General features: G+C 73.4%; 16 protein-coding genes. 3 read left to right on the top strand and 13 right to left on the bottom strand.

The window, feature by feature from the left end; translation table 11 throughout:
* Positions 1–78 precede the first annotated feature (78 nt).
* The 5 genes from ACZ6R9_RS16375 to ACZ6R9_RS16355 form a co-directional block, all read right to left on the bottom strand.
* A complete protein-coding gene (locus tag ACZ6R9_RS16375) occupies positions 79–843 on the bottom strand; it encodes an HAD hydrolase family protein (RefSeq protein ID WP_380480741.1) in 765 nt (254 codons plus the stop codon).
* A gap of 47 nt (positions 844–890) precedes the next feature.
* Entirely contained in the window at positions 891–1,319 is a 429-nt protein-coding gene (locus ACZ6R9_RS16370) for a DUF6188 family protein (protein ID WP_465538632.1), read from the bottom strand.
* 49 nt (positions 1,320–1,368) lie between these two features.
* On the bottom strand, positions 1,369–2,472 hold the full coding sequence (locus tag ACZ6R9_RS16365; protein ID WP_465538631.1) for an NUDIX hydrolase: 1,104 nt from the start codon (positions 2,470–2,472) through the stop codon (positions 1,369–1,371).
* A 304-nt stretch (positions 2,473–2,776) separates the two neighbouring features.
* Positions 2,777–2,965, bottom strand: a complete 189-nt coding sequence (locus tag ACZ6R9_RS16360) for a YegP family protein (protein WP_380480747.1) — start codon at positions 2,963–2,965, stop codon at positions 2,777–2,779.
* Between the two features lie 132 nt (positions 2,966–3,097).
* Positions 3,098–4,078 carry an ATP-dependent DNA ligase gene (locus ACZ6R9_RS16355; RefSeq protein ID WP_465538630.1) on the bottom strand — a complete coding sequence of 327 codons (981 nt, stop codon included), beginning with the start codon at positions 4,076–4,078 and terminating at the stop codon, positions 3,098–3,100.
* Positions 4,079–4,228: 150 nt separating this feature from the next.
* Between ACZ6R9_RS16355 and ACZ6R9_RS16350 the strand changes: the two genes are divergently transcribed.
* On the top strand, positions 4,229–4,774 hold the full coding sequence (locus ACZ6R9_RS16350) for an AAA family ATPase (RefSeq protein WP_465538629.1): 546 nt from the start codon (positions 4,229–4,231) through the stop codon (positions 4,772–4,774).
* Between the two features lie 291 nt (positions 4,775–5,065).
* On the opposite strand, the gene ACZ6R9_RS16345 is transcribed toward ACZ6R9_RS16350, so the two are convergent.
* Positions 5,066–5,953, bottom strand: coding sequence for a helix-turn-helix domain-containing protein (locus tag ACZ6R9_RS16345; RefSeq protein WP_380480752.1), 888 nt, complete (start codon positions 5,951–5,953; stop codon positions 5,066–5,068).
* Positions 5,954–6,263: 310 nt separating this feature from the next.
* Here ACZ6R9_RS16345 and ACZ6R9_RS16340 point away from each other — a divergent pair, with 310 nt between their 5' ends.
* Positions 6,264–6,785 carry a hypothetical protein gene (locus ACZ6R9_RS16340; protein WP_465538628.1) on the top strand — a complete coding sequence of 174 codons (522 nt, stop codon included), beginning with the start codon at positions 6,264–6,266 and terminating at the stop codon, positions 6,783–6,785.
* A gap of 138 nt (positions 6,786–6,923) precedes the next feature.
* Here ACZ6R9_RS16340 and ACZ6R9_RS16335 read toward each other — a convergent pair whose 3' ends face one another.
* Positions 6,924–7,538, bottom strand: coding sequence for a helix-turn-helix domain-containing protein (locus ACZ6R9_RS16335; RefSeq protein WP_465538627.1), 615 nt, complete (start codon positions 7,536–7,538; stop codon positions 6,924–6,926).
* Positions 7,539–7,678: 140 nt separating this feature from the next.
* Between ACZ6R9_RS16335 and ACZ6R9_RS16330 the strand changes: the two genes are divergently transcribed.
* Positions 7,679–8,668, top strand: a complete 990-nt coding sequence (locus tag ACZ6R9_RS16330) for an alpha/beta fold hydrolase (RefSeq protein ID WP_465538626.1) — start codon at positions 7,679–7,681, stop codon at positions 8,666–8,668.
* 48 nt (positions 8,669–8,716) lie between these two features.
* Here the strand turns inward: ACZ6R9_RS16330 and ACZ6R9_RS16325 are convergent, their stop codons facing one another.
* From ACZ6R9_RS16325 to ACZ6R9_RS16300, 6 genes are all read right to left on the bottom strand, one after another.
* Positions 8,717–10,039, bottom strand: a complete 1,323-nt coding sequence (locus ACZ6R9_RS16325; protein WP_465538625.1) for an aldehyde dehydrogenase family protein — start codon at positions 10,037–10,039, stop codon at positions 8,717–8,719.
* A 217-nt stretch (positions 10,040–10,256) separates the two neighbouring features.
* Positions 10,257–12,080 carry an asparagine synthetase B family protein gene (locus tag ACZ6R9_RS16320; protein ID WP_465538624.1) on the bottom strand — a complete coding sequence of 608 codons (1,824 nt, stop codon included), beginning with the start codon at positions 12,078–12,080 and terminating at the stop codon, positions 10,257–10,259.
* Positions 12,073–12,633 carry a hypothetical protein gene (locus tag ACZ6R9_RS16315; protein ID WP_465538623.1) on the bottom strand — a complete coding sequence of 187 codons (561 nt, stop codon included), beginning with the start codon at positions 12,631–12,633 and terminating at the stop codon, positions 12,073–12,075. Before ACZ6R9_RS16315 ends, ACZ6R9_RS16320 begins: the two co-directional genes overlap by 8 nt.
* Positions 12,634–12,652: 19 nt before the next feature.
* Positions 12,653–13,486: a hypothetical protein gene (locus ACZ6R9_RS16310; protein ID WP_380480766.1), complete on the bottom strand. Its 834-nt coding sequence runs from the start codon at positions 13,484–13,486 to the stop codon at positions 12,653–12,655.
* Positions 13,483–14,616, bottom strand: coding sequence for a hypothetical protein (locus tag ACZ6R9_RS16305; protein WP_465538622.1), 1,134 nt, complete (start codon positions 14,614–14,616; stop codon positions 13,483–13,485). Before ACZ6R9_RS16305 ends, ACZ6R9_RS16310 begins: the two co-directional genes overlap by 4 nt.
* Positions 14,613–15,734 carry a hypothetical protein gene (locus tag ACZ6R9_RS16300; RefSeq protein ID WP_465538621.1) on the bottom strand — a complete coding sequence of 374 codons (1,122 nt, stop codon included), beginning with the start codon at positions 15,732–15,734 and terminating at the stop codon, positions 14,613–14,615. The genes ACZ6R9_RS16305 and ACZ6R9_RS16300 overlap by 4 nt, the downstream gene beginning before the upstream one ends.
* Positions 15,735–15,757: the final 23 nt, after the last annotated feature.

Below are 15,757 nucleotides of genomic sequence, written 5' to 3'. Positions count from 1 at the left end.
ACGCCGCTCGGCGACGGCGTGCGGCGTGCGGCGAAGACCGGCGCTGCCGACCGCCGACCGCACGCCCCCACACCTTTCTCAGGCGGTGGCAGCCGCCAGGCGCAGGATCTCCGCGGCGACGGCCTCCGGGTGCGGGGCGACCGTCACCGCGGCGATGCCGTCGAGGGCCGGGTGGGTGCCGACGCGGACGGCGTGGTGGGCGTCGCGGAGCAGGGAGAGGTCGTTGATGTCGTTGCCGAAGGCGTTGTAGTGGTCGATGCCCAGGGAGACCAGGGCCTCGCGCTTGTCGGTGGTGCCGGGGGCGAAGTCGATGATCGCCTCGTCGAGGTGGTGGTTGACGGACAGCCCGAGGGCGCGGCAGGACGCGGCGAGGGCGGGCAGGTCGGTCGCGGAGACCACCAGGAACTTGACCACGGCCGGGAGTTCGGCGATCTCGACGCGGCGGGCCACCCGGTTCTGGTCGATGCGGCCGAGGATCGGGTGGTCGGCCGGGCCGGTGTAGGCGTAGTCCCACGGGCCGTCGGCGAGGTAGCCGGCCTTGAACCGTTCGGCCTCGGCCAGCAGCGTGGCGAGCTTCCCGACCGAGAACGCGGCGCGCGTCCGGACCCGCCCGCCGACCGAGACCAGGCTGCCGTTGCCGCCGATCAGCGTCGCGCCGGGGAACGCCCCTTCGAGGACGGGCAGCAGATCACGGATCGGCCGGGCGGAGGCGAAGACCAGCTCGTGGCCGGCCCGCTCGTAGGCGTCGAGGGCGTCCATGATCCGGGTGTCGATCGTCCTCCCGTCGAAGCAGAGCGTGCCGTCGATGTCGAAGACCGTGGTGCGGGCGGGAGAGATGATCATGGTCGGAGCTTAACGAGCCTTTTACCTCCGGCCTCCCTCGCCCCCGCTCAAGCAGGCGGCCCGCCGTCCGGTCGGCCGTCCTGTCCGCTGTCGGGTCCGCCGTCCGGTCCGCCGTCGGGCCCGCCGGTGAACAGGGGGCCGGCGGGGGAGGCGAGCTGCCAGGGGTGGACGGGGACGCCGGGGGCCGGGTCGGGAGCGACGGCCAGGATGTGGCCGGTGTCGAAGCTGAGGCGCAGGCCCCCCGCGAGGGTGACGGTGGCTCCAGTGACCGTGGCGTGGGCCAGCACACCGAGGGCACCGGACGCGGTGACGCCGAGCGCGGGGTAGAAGTGGTCGACCTTCGCACCGCGCAGCAGCCGGAAGTCATTGCGCACCGTCAGCAGCAACCCGCCGTCGAGATGGAGCACCAGCCGGTCGCCGCCGCCCAGCGACCGCACCACGCACCCGTCCAGGCCCAGCCCCGCCGCCTGTTCCATCGCTGCCTCCCGATCGACCCCGTGTCCGTACCGTCGATTCTGCCCGCCGTTACCCGTGCGACCCACCCGGCTCGGTGACCAGCGGCGACCCCGACTGCCGTACGCCGTTCACCAGTTCGGCCGGGCCCGCGCCGGGCGGGAGGTCACGGACGGCCAGGCACGCCGCCAGCCGCTGCGCGGTGGCCGGGAGCAGCACCCGCTGCGCCTCCTCGGGAGTGAACAGCCCCCACTCGGCGAGTTCCTCCTCCTGCAGGCGGATCGCCGACAGCTGCTCGGAGGTCACCGTCCCACCGTCGAACATCAGGACGGTGCGCGGGAGTTCGTCACCGAAGCCGGGCACCCAGTCGATCGCCAGCAGCCGGCCGGGCTCGTGCTGCCAGCCGAGTTCCTCCAGGGTCTCCCGCCGGGCGGCCTCCCGGGGCAGCTCGCGGTCCGCCTCGATCGAGCCGCCGGGCAGCACCCACACCGACTCGCCGTTCCACGGCGTCAACCGCACAAGCAGCACCCGGCCGCGCTCGTCCGTGAACAGCGTCCGCGCCTTCGCCCGGATCCGCGGACGGCTCGCGATGTACGTGTCCCGGTCCATCGGCGGCGGCGGGGCGGGACGGTCACCGCCGGGCGGCAGTAGCGCCGCGATCCCGGCCGGGCCGGTGTACGCCGGGGCGGGCCACGGACGCAGGTGCAGGGCGGTGTGCCCGACCGGCCGGCCGTCCGCGAGCTCCAACGGCGCCGCCGAACGCGGCGCCAGTACGCACGACCCGACCCGCCGGGACAGCAGCGGCGGCAGCGCCGACAGCAGCTGCTCCGGCGTCAGGTACACCAGCGCGTCCAACTCCTCGGCCTCCAAGCGGATTTGCTCGCGCTGCGCCTCGGTGAGCGGGTCGGCCCAGTACAGGAACGCCGCGATGGGCGGCCGGTGGTGGTCCCGCGACCAGTCCAGGCAGGCGAGTTCGCGCAGCACCGGGGTGATGCCCAACTCCTCCTGGATCTCCCGGACGGCGGTGTGCCGGGGTGACGGGTCGGACGCGTCCCAGCCGCCGCCCGGCACTTCGATCGGATGCTTGGTCCGGTACGACACCCGGGCCACCATCACCCGGCCCTGCTCGTCCGGGAACAGCACCCCTGCCGCCGCCAACAGTTCACGCCCTGCCATCGCCAACCCCCTTGCCCGGTCCGCATCTGCCGTCCCCAGCATGCCGCAGGGCCGGGCCGGGGAGCCGATGTGGCGACGAGCCCGTGACAACCCGACGGGTCGGTCACAGGCTCGCCACAGGGGCCCCGGGTACGGGCCCGTTGTGATGCACCGGCGTTTTCGCAGGCGTCTCGCAGGCGTCTCGCGGGCGTTTCGCAGGCGTTTCGCGCTGCACGGGCCGGCGCGTACGCCGTTCGTGCCCGGCGCACATACCGGTCGTGCGCTGTGACCGCATTGATCGTGCGCTGCGCTCACGCCGTCCGGGTCACGCGTTGGCGCCGGTCTCCTGGAGCTGCGCGTACGGCGCGAGCTTCCGGATCGACTCGATGCTCTTCAGGCACTGTTCGCGGGACTCCTCCGGGTCTCCGGTCACCACGATCGAGCCGTTGCTCGCCTTCAGACGGAAGCGGTGGAGGCCCTGCTCGTCCACGTACAGTTCGAACTTCCCAGCCATGCCAGTGAATACCTCTCGCTCGGGTAGCCCCCCGCAACGGCACCGTACGGACTGCCCGGGAGCGTCGCGCGCCGGGTCGGCCATCCGGTGCAGCGGCATGGGCGGCGGGTCGGGCGGGTCGGGCCGTGCGCGTCAGGCCGGGGGCTCGCGGACCACCTCGGCGGCCGGGCGGTCGGTGCGCACGCCCTGGTAGCGGGGCGCGCGGAGCCGGCCGTCGCGGGTCCACTCGGTGAAGCCGACCTGCACCACCAGTTCGGGCCGCACCCAGTGCGAGGTGCGCGTCGGCACCTCCTCGGCGGGTCCGAACGGGCTGACGGGGGAGGCGAGTTGGAGCAGGACGTGGTGCAGGGCGCGCAGCGTGCGGGTGTCGAAGCCGGTGCCGACCTTGCCCGCGTAGCGCAGTCGGCCGGGTTCGGCGTCATGCTTCTGGTCGCGTTCCTGGCCCCGTTCTTGGCCGCGCTCGTGGTAGCCGAGCAGCAGCGCGCCGAACGCCTCGCGGCTGCCTGCCGGTTCGGTCCAGCCGCCGACCACGAACTCCTGCCCGCGCTCGCACTTGAGCTTGAGCCAGTCGCCGGACCGGGCGGCCACGTACCGGCCGGCCGCGCGCTTGGCGATCAGGCCCTCCCAGCCGTGCGCGCACGCCTCGGAGAGCGGGACGGGAACGCCCGGTTCGGCGGCGGTGTGCTCGGAGAACCTCAGCGGCAGCTCGAACTCGATTGCCTCGGTGAGGAGTTGCTTGCGGTCCAGCAGTGGCAGCCCCGTGGTGTCGTGCCCCTGCAGGGCCAGCAGGTCGAACAGCACGTACTCGACCGCGACGCCGCTGGCCAGCGCGCGTGCCGGATCGTGCAGCCCCATCCGCTGCTGGAGCCGGGCGAAACTGGTCCGCCCGCCCTCGAAGGCGACGATCTCGCCGTCCACCGCGAAGCGCGGCACCGGCTGCGCGGCGAGCGCCGCCACCAGCTCCGGGTAAGCGCTTTCCAGTTGCTGTCCGGTCCGCGATCGCAGGGTCACCCGTGACCCGTCCCGCACTGCCAGCGCCCGGATCCCGTCCCACTTCCGCTCCAGCAGCCACCCCTCGTCGAACACCCGCCGGGTGCTCGACACCGCCAGCATCACTCCGCCACCACCGTTCACCCCGCCAGCCGTTCCCCTCGCCCGCTCCCCACGAACCGGCCCTCACCCGCCCGGCGGCCCCGCAGGCTACGCTGACGAACCAGCAGCTGCGGCTGCTGCCCGGAGACCGAATGGAGTTGACCGTTCGTCATGGCCCGCTGGATCCTCACGGGCGCGCCCGGCGCCGGAAAGACCACCGTGCTGCGCGAACTCGCCGCCCGCGGCCACGAGGTGGTGCCCGAGGCCGCGACCGAGGTCATCGCCCGGGAGCAGGCCGCGGGCGACCCGGAGCCGTGGACCGCGGATGGCTTCGTGGACCGGGTGCTCGCCCTGCAACAGGCCCGGCAGCGGCCCGCCCCGCCGCCCGGCCACGACCGGCTGTTCGACCGCTCGCCGGTGTGCACCCACGCCCTGGCCGTGTACCTCGGCCGCCCCGTGCCGCCCGCGCTCACCGCCGAACTGGAGCGGATCGTCGACACCCAGGCCTACCGGCGCGAGGTGTTCCTGATCCGCCCGATCGGATTCGTCACCCGCACCGCCGCCCGGCGGATCGACTACCGCGCCTCACTGGACTTCGAGCGCGTCCACCGCGACAGTTACCGGCACTTCGGCTTCCACCTGATCGACGTCCCGCCCGCGCCCGTCCCCGCCCGCGCCGACCTGATCGCCGCCGCGCTGGCCCGCGCTGTCCGCTGACGACAAGCCGCCCCGTCAATTCACTTTGCCAGCCCGCCAGTTCAGTTCTTCCTCCGTGGGCTCGACCCGGCCGGTGGCAGCCGCACGGCGAGGGGACCCGGGGGGCACGGGGGAGACGATTCACGCACCGAACCGGACCGCCGGTGCGCCGGCTTGCGCGGAAATCGGCAGCGCCGCCGTCCCGGTGCAGGTACGTGGGGGCATCGTGGCGCGGGAGCGGCTCGGGGTGGGGTGCCTTTGACCTTTGACAGCGGAGCTGCCGTCAGCCCCAGGCGGCACTGTGCGGTCCGGTCAGGTTGTCTCGGCTCTGAACTCCTTGATCTCCCCGTTCGGGAACTGAACGTAGCCGCGCGCACTCACCGGGTTGTTCATTCCGAACACCATGGTGGTCCAGAACGGCGGCGTTTTCCCGTACAGCGCCTGGCAGTCGGTGGGGAAGCATGCTTTGTCGGTCTGGGCGACGATCTCGATCCGCCCCTGCCAGCCGGCCGGGATGTGCAGTGTCGCCCAGTTGGTGCCGCATCTCGGCGAGTACCAGTTCTCCAGGCTTCCCACGGACTGGCCCTCGTTGACGATCGCGGTGATCTTTCCGCGCTGTGCCCCTTCACCCCAGCACGGGGTCTCGTTCGGCTCCTTGCCCTGGCAGCCGTAGCCGATCACCTCCCCGCCGCATGCTTCGGTCGGGACGGGATCGTTGCCGGGCGGGTAACTGGATGCGAGCGACGCGTGGTTGGGGGCGGCGTCGTTCGGTACGAGCAGCACGGTCACGGTCGCGGTGAGGACAGAGGAGCAGAGAACCGCCACGATCAACGGCCACCAGCGGGTCCGTACCAGGACTGTCGGCTCCGGGCTCTCCGGTTCCCACTTCGGTGGCTCCGGACCGGAGTTGTCTCCCGTATCCGGCCGGGCGGGTCGAGCCTCGCCGTCCTGTGCCGACTCCCAGAGACCTCGCCAGCGTTCTGTGTCCGTGACACCGCAGCCGGCGACGAATGCGGCGGTCACGTCCCAGGAGGGCATCTTCTTCCCACCCTCGGCGATCGACAGCGTGGTGGGGGAGAATCCCGAACGCTTGGCCAGCTGGCGCAGGGTCAACCCGGCTTCCTCCCGGGTGGCCCGTAAGCGCTCGGCGAACCGGACCACCGCGCCGGTGCCCTCCAGCGGAGTCTGTCTGCGCGCCACGTGCCCCTCCCTCTGCCCTCGAAGTGGGTGCTCTGTCCCATTGTTTGGCGTTGTTCGCGCATGTCAACGGCGTCTCCTGACAGGCCCCGAGGAACACGCCAGGTCACGTCCCCGGGATTGTCCACCTTTGTTCACCCGGCGCGCACCGGCCCTGCCGCGCGCGCTCCGGTGCTGCTGTCATGACTCCACTCCACCGGCCACGCGGCAGCAGCGGCCGGAGGCAAAGCCGACGCCGGCATCCGCCTGCTGCGGCCGGGCATCCGGCAGAGCAGCGGGTGCCGGGACAGCAACCGAACCGAAGGAGAAGGACATGCGCACCGCCAAGAGAATCCTGGGCGTCCTCGTGGCGACCACCCTCGCCACCGCCGGCCTCCTGGTCACCGCGCCGACCGCCTCGGCGGCCGGCTGCTGGGCGTCCTCGTGCGCCGGGCGGGACCACGGCGCGGTCGGCTGCTGGGCCACGGACGTGAAAACGGCCTACGTCATCCGGGACGGCGTGCAGCTGGCGACCGTGTGGAACGACTACTCCAGCAGCTGCAAGGCCAACTGGTCGGCCGCTCAGCTGACGCAGGTCGCCCGCAACGCCGGGTACAGGCTGTACGTCGACATCCAAACCACCGACAGCAACGGCGCATGGGAGTTCATGTGCTACCCCGGGCCGGACAACACCGGCAGCCTCGTTGAGGCGTGCACCGACTGGCCCTATTCCGGGTACAGCGGTTCCGGAGCGCCCTGGACCGACATGGTCGACGGCACGAACGTGACTGCCGCGCGGGCGTACGTCTTCGACTCCAGCGGCAACCTGGTCATGGACGCCCCGGTCTGGCAGTAGAGCAGAACACCCCACCGCAGCACCGCGCTCTGCCACTCGCGCCCCCGCCACACGCTGTGCAGTCGGCGGGGCGCGAGTGGATCGGGGGCAGCTTTTACCCGGAACATCGGAGAACGTGCTCGGCGACGCGATCGCGCACTACGGCCCGGCCCGGCGGTCGGGGGCCGGGGTGCGCGATCGCAGGCGTTCCCCCTGGGGTCCGAACATGATCAGGTATTCGACCGGTCCGCCGGGCCCGGCGTTCGCGACTCCGTGGGCGGTGCGGGTGTCGAACTCGGCCACGTCGCCGGCGCTCAGCACCAGGTCCTGCTCGCCGAGCGCCAGCCACAGCCGCCCGTACAGGACGCACAGCCATTCGTACCCGTCGTGGGAGGCCTGCCGCGGCCGCGTTGGCGGCGCGTCGATGGCGGGCAGGACGTGCTTGTGGGCGTGCAGGCCCCCGACGTACCTGGTCAGCGGTAGCACCGCCTTGTCGTTGCCGGAACGCCGCGGCACCGGGGTGCGCGGTCCGGGTGACGCGGCGGGTGCGGTGCCGGCCAGCTCGTCCAGGGAGACCTCGTACGCCTTCGCGAGCTGCAGCAGCACCTCCAGGGTGGGCTTGCGCCGGCCGGTCTCGATCCGCGACAGCGTGCTCAGCGAGATGCCGGTCGCGCGGCTGACGCCGGTGAGTGTGGCGCCGCGCTGCTCGCGCGCCGTCCGCAGCCGGGGGCCCATGGCCGCCAGCGTTTCGGCCGTGCCGTCGTCCGTCACCATCGCCCCGCTCCCTTTGGCCGTGCCGTCTCCGCCACCCTGTCCTGCCAGTTTGCCAGAATGGCAAGGGTGTTCGCGTCGCGCGGCCGCCGCGCCGCATGATCGGCGGGTAACCGAGGCCGCCCGTCAACCGAGGAGAAGCGATGCACCAGCCCGCGCCGTCCGCCGACCTGCGCCACCGCACCATCGAGGCACCCGCCGGGCGCCTGCACCTGGTCGAACAGGGCACCGGACCGCTGGTCCTGCTCGTCCACGGCTTCCCCGAGTCCTGGTACTCCTGGCGCCGCCAACTCCCGGCCCTCGCGGCGGCGGGGTACCGGGCCGTGGCGCTCGACGTACGCGGCTACGGCCGCTCCTCCAAGCCGGCCGCGACGGACGCCTACCGGATGCTCGACCTGGTGGAGGACAACGTCGCCCTGGTGCGCGCCCTCGGCGAGGAGCGGGCGGTGGTCGTCGGGCACGACTGGGGCTCCAGCATCGCGGCGGCCTCCGCCCTGCTCCACCCCGAGATCTTCCGCGCCGTCGGACTGCTGAGCGTCCCCTACGCGCCGCCCGGCGGCCCCCGCCCCACCGAGGTCTTCGCGCAGATGGGCGGCGACCAGGAGTTCTACGTCTCCTACTTCCAGGAGCCCGGCCGGGCCGAAGCAGAGATGGAGCCCGACCTCCGGGGCTGGCTCGCGGGCTTCTACGCGGCCATGTCCGCCGACACCATGCCCGCCCAGGGCGAGCCCGACCCGCACTTCGTGACCCGCGCCGGCGGCCGGCTGCGCGACCGCTTCCCCGGCGGCAAGCTGCCCGCCTGGCTGACCGAGGACGACCTCGACGTGTACGCCGGGGAGTTCGAGCGCACCGGCATGACCGGGGCCCTCCACCGCTACCGCACCATGGACCGTGACTGGGAGGACCTCGCCCCGTACCACGGAGCCCCGATCACACAGCCGTCCCTGTTCATCGGCGGCTCCCTGGACGCCTCCACGACCTGGATGGCCGACGCGATCGACGCCTACCCGGCCACCCTCCCCGCCCTGACCTCCGCTCACATCCTGGACGGCTGCGGGCACTGGATCCAGCAGGAGCGCCCCGAGGAGGTCAACCGGCTGCTGACCGCCTGGCTGGCCGCCCTCCCGGACTGAACCGGCGGGTGTGCCGTCCGGGCTCCGCTGTCGTCGGGGCCGGTCCGGTCAGGTCAGGCGGGCCGTCACCGTCTTGGGGCGCTGGTATTCGCGCAGGGCCAGGGTGGACAGGTCGGTGCCCGCGCCGCTGCCCCGGCGGCCGCTGTGGGGGAGTTCGGCGGATTGGGCGAGGTGGCAGTTGAGCCAGACTTCGCCGGCGGAGAGGCGGTCGGTGAGGGCGAGGCCGGTGGTGAGGTCGGTGGTCCAGACGGAGGCGGCGAGGGCCTGGGGGACGGACTCGGCGAGGGCGACGGCCTGGTCGAGGGTGGCGGCGCGTTGGACGGTGAGCAACGGGCCGAAGACCTCCTCGACCACGGCCGGGTCGTCGGCGGGCAGGTCGGCGAGGACGGTCGCGGGCCGCCACAGTCCGTCGGTGCGGCCAGGGGCGGTGTGGACGACGCGGGCGCCGGACTGCGCCACGATCCGGTCGTAACGGGCCGCCTGGTCGGGGTTGTTGAGCGGGCCGAAGTCGCGTCCGGCGTGGCGTTCGGCCATCGCGGCGGCGAGCGCGGTCACGGTGTGCTGGTACGTCTCGTCGAGGACGATGACCCTGGCTGGGGCGGCGCAGCTCTGGCCGGCGTTGTAGGTGCAGGCGGCGGCGAGTTGCCGCCAGGTGTCGGCGGGCGCGTCGGGCAGGACCAACACCGGGCTGTTGCCGCCGAGTTCGAGGCTGACGGGGGTGAGGCCGGCGCGGGCGGTGATGTCGGTGCCTGCGGTGGGGCTGCCGGTGAAGGCGATCAGGTCGCAGCCGGCCGAGACCAGCAGTCGGCCGGTCTCCCGGTCGCCCGGCAGTGCGGTCAACACGCCCGGCCCGAGGGCCTGTTCGGCGTGCTCGGCGAGCAGCAACGCGCTGTCGGGGGTGGTCTCGGCGGGCTTGAGGACCACCGTGTTGCCCGCCGCGAGGGCGGGGGCGCAGCGCCAACCGGCCATCAGCAGCGGGTAGTTCCACGGCACGATGGCCGCGACCACGCCGACCGGCTCCCAGCGGACCCAACTCTGGTGCCCGGCCAGGTAGTCTCCCGCGGCGGGGGAGGTGCCGGCCCGCACCGCGCCGCCGTAGAACCGGAACAGGTCGGCGACCTCGGCGATTTCACCGGCCGCCTCGGCGTCGGGCTTGCCGGTGCCCGCGCATTCGGCGTCCAGGTAGTCGTCCGCGTGGCGCTCGATCAGGTCGGCGAGTGCGGCGAGCCGGCGGTGCCGTTCGCGCGGGGTGAGCGCGGACCAGGCGGGCCGGGCGGCCCTGGCGGTGGCGACGGCGGCGGCCACCTCCGGCGGGCGGGCGGCGTCGAGGGTGCGGCGGGGCGCGCCGGTGCGCGGGTCGGTCAGTTTCATCGGGCGTTCTCCGTCGGTGTCACAAGTCGTGGGTGCGCAGCCAGAGTTCGAGGGTGAGCGGCAGTCGCGGCTTGCTGCCCCGGCGCGGGACTGGCGGGTTCACCGGGCCGGCCGGGTGGCCCTGGCGGCCGTCATCTCTGGCGGGTGAGTGGCGTCGGGGGTGCGGCGGGGGCGCCGGGACGCGGTTCGGGCGGATTCATCGGTGGTGCTCCAGGAGTCACAAGTCGTAGGCGCGCAGCCAGAGTTCGAGGGTGAGCAGCAGCCACAGCTTGCCGCCCTGGCGGGGCAGCAGCAGTCCGCCGCCGCGCATCCAGGTTTCCACGGTGTCGGCCCGGAACAGGCCGCGGGCGCGGGCGGTGGGGCCGAGCAGCAGGTCGAGGGTGTGTTCGCTGAGCGGGCCGCGCAGCCACTGCTGCACGGGTACCCGCATTCCGCTCTTGGGGCGGTAGGTGACGGTGTCGGGCAGCAGGTCGCGCACCGCCTCCTTGAGGATCCATTTCTCCTCGGTGGCACGGAGTTTGAGCGCGGGCGGGGTCGTGAACGCGTGCTCCACCACCTGCCGGTCGAACAGGGGGGAGCGGCCGTGGATGCCCTGGGAGGCGGTGAGCCGTTCGACCTTGGTGAGGATGTGATGCGCGCCCTTGGTGCGCAGGTTGCAGTGCAGCAACTGGTCGAGCAGCGAAGGCATTCGGCGGTCCGACAGATACGGTGCGACGTGGCGGCGCGGGTGCGCGGCCGGGCCGAGCGCGTCGAGTTCGGCCAGTGCCTCGCCGGTGAGCAGTACCGGCAGGTCCTCCCAGCACTTGCGATAGGTGTGCAAGTAGGCATCGGCGCGGGCCTGTTCGGACGGATCGTCGCGGAGCAGCTCGAACACCAGCATCGGCAGGTTCTTCGGCCCGCCGAACACCGGGTCGCCGCCCTCGCCGTTGAGCGACACGCTCAGCCCGTCGCCCGCGACGGCCTCGGCGAGCATCAGGTTCGGCACGGTCAGCGGGTCGCCGACGGGGCTGTCGAGCAGTGCGACAGTGTCGGCAAGCCGGGCCGCGACCTGCTCGCCGGGTACGGTCAGGACCCGGTGCCGGGTGCCGCAGTGCGCCGCGACCAGTCCCGAGTAGCCCAGTTCGTTGGGCAGTTCGTTGCCGAAGCTGATCGAGTAGGTGTGCACCGGCCGGTCGTGCAGCCTGGCGGCCAGTGCCGTCACCAGCGAACTGTCCACCCCGCCGGACAGCAGGACCGCCACGTCCTGCCCGTCCGGCAGCCGCCGGGCCACTGCCTGCTCCAGCAACTCGCGCAGGACAGAGGCATAGTGACGATACGTCAGCTCAGTGAGAGCCGAACCCGCCTGCGGTTCCCAGAACTCCTCGACGCGCACCGAGCCGTCCGCGCCCAGGCGGGTCACCTTGCCGGGCAGCAGCTCGGACACCCCGCGCAGCAGCGTCTCGGTGCCCGGCAGGTAGGCGAAGGTGAGGAAGGAGCGGACGGCGCCGAGGTCCAACCCGGTGTCCACGTCCGGGCGTTGACGCAGATGCCGGAGCGAGCTGGACGCCGCCCAGCCGCCGTCGCGGGTGCGGCAGTGGAAGGCCGTGCGGGCGCCCATGTGGTCGCGGATCAGCACCAGGTCCGGGCCGTCCAGCACCGCGAGGGTGAACATGCCGTCCGCCGCCCGCAGGCCGTCCGGGCCGAGCGCCAGCCAGCAGCGCAGCAGCAACTCCCCGTCGGAGCACCCGGGTTCGGTGGGCTGTCCGGTCGCGGCCAGGGCGGCGTGCAGCTCGTCCCGGTTGTGCAGGGTGACTTCACCGACGGCGGTGCGGCCGTCCACGGTGAACGGGCCGTCCGCGAACCCGGGCACCCCGGCGAGCAGGGACGCCGACACGCAGCGGCCCTGCGTCTCGAACGGGCCTGCCACCAGGCCGGGTTCGGGCCGCCGCGGGCCGGCCACGGGCAGCGACAGTACGGTGTAGCGGGCCGGGCGGTGCGGGGCCCGCGCCCCGGCGGGTGCGGGTGCGGGTGCGGGCACGGCCAGGCGGTGCGACTCAGCCAAAGTCGTCCCCGTCCCATGCGCCGCCGTCCGCCGGGTCGCTTCCGTCGTCGCCGTCCCCGGCCGTGCCGAAGCCGCCGTGGTCGTCGAACCCGTCGTCGAAACCGCCGCTGCCGTCACCGCCGCTGCCGTCACCGCCCGAGCTGCGGGCGCGTTCGGCCTGGCGGCGCAACTCCTCCTCCTCGTCGGCCGACAGCAGCTCCGGCGCGTACTGGACGGCCGCGATGCCCGCGCCCAGGCCGAGCGCGCCCAGGACCACACCGAGCCGGCCCGGGAACGAACTCCGGTTGACCAGCACGTAGCGGCCCTGGCCCCACACCGTGCGGCCGTAGCCGATGTCGCGCCCGTAGCCGGTCCGGCCGTCGGTGTGGGAGCGCTTGACCAGGTCGCGGCCCAGCCGCTCGTCGGTGCCCGAGTCGCCCCGGTCGTCGCGCCAGTGGATCCGGCCGTCGGTGCCGCGGCTGCGCCATTCGCTGCGGCCGTCGGAGTACCGGCGGTGCACCGTGCCGTCGGCCAACAGCTCGTCGCTGTAGGTGATTTCGGGTGGCTGGGTCATCGTCCAGAGTCCTCGGGGGTCAGGGCGTCGGCCAGGTCAGGAAGCCGGTGTCGCGGGCCCGGGTGGGCGCGGCCGGACGGGCGGGTGGGGCGAATCCGCCGCCACGGACGGTGCGCAGCACGGTCCGCAGCAGCCGGGCCGGGCGGACCGCCGCGAGCTCCGCGACCCGGCCCCGGGCCAGCCAGGCCCGCTCCGCAGCCGGCAGCTCCGACGGCAAGTCGTCCGCGTCGCACCGGGGTTGACCGGCGAGCGCGGCCAGATGCAGGGCGGCGGCGTGGCGCGGCAGCAGGCCCGTGGTGCGCACCCGCAGCCGGGGACCGGCGTGTTCGCGCACCCGTAGGAACAGTTCCAGCCCGGCGGGCGAGGCGTCGTGCAGCACGTGCACCACCGCGCCCTCCGCCCGCTCCAGCGCGGCCAGCAGCCGGGCGTCCAACGGCAGTCGCTCCGGGGTGAGGATCGGGCAAGCCCCCTCCAGGTGCAGGCGGTTGGCCAGCAGCATCGCGGCGATCGCCGGATCCTGGCAGACCAGCAGCCGGGGGAACGCGTAGTCGTACAGGTCGCCCTCCGGTCCCGGCCGGTGCGGACGGGGCTCCACCAGGTCCGGCAGCACGGGCAGTTGGGGCTGCCGGGCGAGCGAGGCCGCGAAGCGCTCCGCCGACAGCAGCGGCCGGGTGGTGTAGCGCAGCCGGTGCGGGCCTCGGTGCAGCGGGAGCAGCGTCCGGTCGGTCTCGTAGTACAACTGCCGTGCGGTGAAGGCGAGTTGGCCCGGGCGGGCGCAGCGCTCGGCGGCCCGCCGCACGGCCCGGTCGAGCAGCCGGTCGGGTATCGGGGTCAACCCGCGTCCCTTCGTCATCGGGCGCCGCCCTCCGGCTCGGCCGGGGGCCAGGTGAGGAAGCCGATCCGCTCGGCGCGCCGCCGGGTCTCGGCGGGGGTTTCCACCGCAGGTGCGGGGGCGGTGGTGGCCCGTTCGACGGCCTTCTCGACCAGGGTGAACAGCTTCGCCGGCGGCATGGTGATCAACGGCGAGCGCCAGCCGTCCATCAGCCAGTCCCGTTCCTGCGCGGCCAACCGCTGCCAGCCCGGTGCGGACGCCAGCGCCGTTGGAAGGTGCGGCCGGCTCATTTCGCGAAGTCGCACCGCCTTCCCGGGCTCGAACACCACGCGCGGTGCAAGTCCGCGAAGACGCACCGCCTTCGCGGGCTCGAACACCGCGCGCGGTGCGAGCCCGCAGTCCACCACCCGGCGCCCGGGCAGCGCCGCCCGGATCTCCGTCGTGCGGGCCAGCGCCGACAGCGACAGGTCACGCAGCACCGCCACCGGCAGAGCGGCCGGGACGCTTCCCAACTCCTCGACCAGCAGCACCTGGTGGCGTTCGGCAAACTCGTTGGCGCGCAAGAAGCCCGCCACGGAGGGGAGTTCGCACAGCAGCACGGCCCGGGCCTCGACGGTGCCCGGCTTCGACGCGGTCGGCGGGTGCTCCAACAGCCCGTCCGGCAGCCCGAAGTAGACCTCCCGCCAGCGGTCGATCACCTGGAGCTGGAACCTGAGGGGCGACAGCCGCGGACGGAACGGAGCCCCGGCCCGCGCACGCCACGCCCCATGGAACTCCCGCACCGCGCGCGTGGCCGCGGCCACCGCGAGCAGGCCCACGGCGAGGAACCAGGCGCGCCTGCCGACACCGACCGCCACCGAGCCGCCCGCCAGCGCGCACCCGGCCCAGACAGTGCCGCTCACGAGGTGCGCGCGGTGCTCCTTCGGGCCCGGAAACCCGTACAGGCGACGCTCGTTGAGCCAGTACAGCTGCTCGACGGTGATCCGCAGGCGGCCGCCGGTGCCCTTGGCCACCAGCTCGCGGAACTTGAGGTCGTGCAGGCGACCGGGCTCCTCCTTCGGGTCCAGCGCGAACGTCCGACCGCAGTGCGAGCAGCGGTGTCCGTGACGTGCGCGCCGGCCCACGCTCTCCCGGCAGTTCGGGCAGATCACCGGGCACCGTCCGTGGGCCGGGCCGACGGGGCGTCGTCGGCCGGTCGCCGCGCGGGCAGGGCCTGCGGCCAGCTGAGGAAGCCGAGCCGTTCGGCGCGCCGCCGGGTCTCGGCGGGGGTTTCCGCCACAGGTACCGGGGCGGTGGTGGCCCGTTCGACGGCCTTCTCGACCAGCGCGAACAGCTTCGGCGGAGGCAGGCTGATCAACGGCGAGTACCAGCCGTTCGCCAGCCAGTCGCGTTCCCGGTCGGCCAGCCGCCGCCAGCCCGTCGAGGCGCCCAGGGCCGACGGCGCCCGACGCTGCCCCGCGTCGTCGCGCAGTCGCACCGCCTTCGCCGGCGCGAACACCGCGCGCGGCGCGAGCCCGCAGTCCACCACCCGGCGCCCGGGCAACTCCTCCCGGACCGCCACCGTGCGGGCCAGCGCCTTCAGCGACAGATCGCGCAGCACCACCACCGGCAGAGCGGCCGGAACCTTCGCCAACTCCTCGACCAGCAGCACCCGGTGGCGCTCCGCGAAGTTATTGGTGCGCAGGAACGCCGCCACGGCCGGGAGTTCGCACAGCACCACGGCCTGCGCCTTGACCGTCGTCGGCTTCGAACCGCCCGCAGGGTGCTCCACCAGCCCGGCCGGCAGCTCGCGGTAGACCTCCCGCCAGCGGCCGATCACCCGCCGCTCGAAGTCGCTCAAGGACACGTGCGGCCGCATCGGGACATCGGACCGCAGCCGCCCCGCGCCCACGAACTGCTGCACGGCCAGGCTCACGGCGATTACCGTGACCGGGCCCAGCAGGAACCAGGCGAAACCGCCGATCCCGATCGTCAGCGAGCCGGTGATCACCGCGACCACCGCCAGCACGGCGCCCCCCACGACGCTGCCGTCGCGCTCGTCGTGGGTCGGGTACCGGTGCAGGCGGCGCTCGTTGAGCCAGTACAGCTGCTCGACGGTGATCCGCAGGCCGTCGCCGGTGCCCTTGGCCACCAGCTCGCGGAACTTGAGGTCGTGCAGCCGTCCCGGCTCCACCTTCGGGTCCAGCGCGAACTTCTTCCCGCAATGCGAGCAGGTGTGTCCGGTGCGTTCGCGCTGGCGTCGGTCGGTCCGGCAGTTCGGACAGATCATCGGGCGTTCTCCCGGGTCATCGG

Source organism: Kitasatospora sp. NPDC048662 (genome assembly GCF_055587065.1).
The sequence above is the reverse complement of the archived record's forward strand: the minus strand, read 5'-3'. Positions and strand labels throughout refer to the sequence as shown.